The organism is Mesorhizobium sp. M1A.F.Ca.IN.020.06.1.1 (genome assembly GCF_004023265.1).
Lineage (GTDB): Bacteria > Pseudomonadota > Alphaproteobacteria > Rhizobiales > Rhizobiaceae > Mesorhizobium.
In genome coordinates, this window is record NZ_RZSR01001623.1 from 1 (window position 1) to 665 (window position 665).

Sequence of the window (665 nt, forward strand, 5' to 3'; positions counted from 1 at the left end):
CTCCAAAAGCGTCACCGCGTCCGCCAGCTTTTCGCTCGGGAATATCCACGGGTTGCGGTTGCGGAATTCGAGCACGAATTGCTGCAGGTGCTCGATGCGCATGTTGAGCGGGCCGAAGTATTTCTCGAGCGTGAGGCGGACCAGATCCTCATCCGAGAAGGACGATACGGCCGCAGCGGCGATGCCGGTCGAAGCAATGCCGCCGGCAACAACGGCCAATGCGGTGCGTCGCGTGATCTTCATCGACCCCTCCTTCATGCCAGCCGGCTCGCCGCCCGCAGCGAAAGCGCCGCGGCGGTCAGGCTTGGGTTGGCGCAGGAACAGCTCGGATAGGTGCTGGTGCCGACGACGACGAGGTTCCGGAGCTGGTGGTGGATCATGTCGCGGTCGACCACCGAGTCGGCGGGGCCGGTGCCCATCCGCAAGGTGCCCTGCACATGCGATTCGGTCGGCCTTATGCCGCGATCGAATATCTGCTCGACCGGAAGAGGGTTGAGCAGCGCCGGCAGCCTCTCGAGCGCCTTGGCCATGCCCTTGGTTGCATAGTCGGAGGCTCCCTTGAAGCTGACGAAAGCGTTCTCGTTCTTGTCGAGGATCACCCGGTTTTCCGGGTCGAGCAGGTTTTCGGTGACAATGACCAGCGGCAGCGCCTGCCGCAGCCGCCC

At 64.1% G+C, this 665-nt stretch carries 1 protein-coding gene and 1 pseudogene; both read right to left on the reverse strand.

Annotated features, from left to right (window positions below):
- Positions 1–243 (reverse strand): annotated as a pseudogene (locus EOA60_RS35955) (hypothetical protein); the annotation flags it as partial.
- Positions 244–254: 11 nt separating this feature from the next.
- Positions 255–665: GMC oxidoreductase (locus EOA60_RS35960; RefSeq protein ID WP_164899927.1), on the reverse strand; the 411-nt coding region annotated here is incomplete at its 5' end.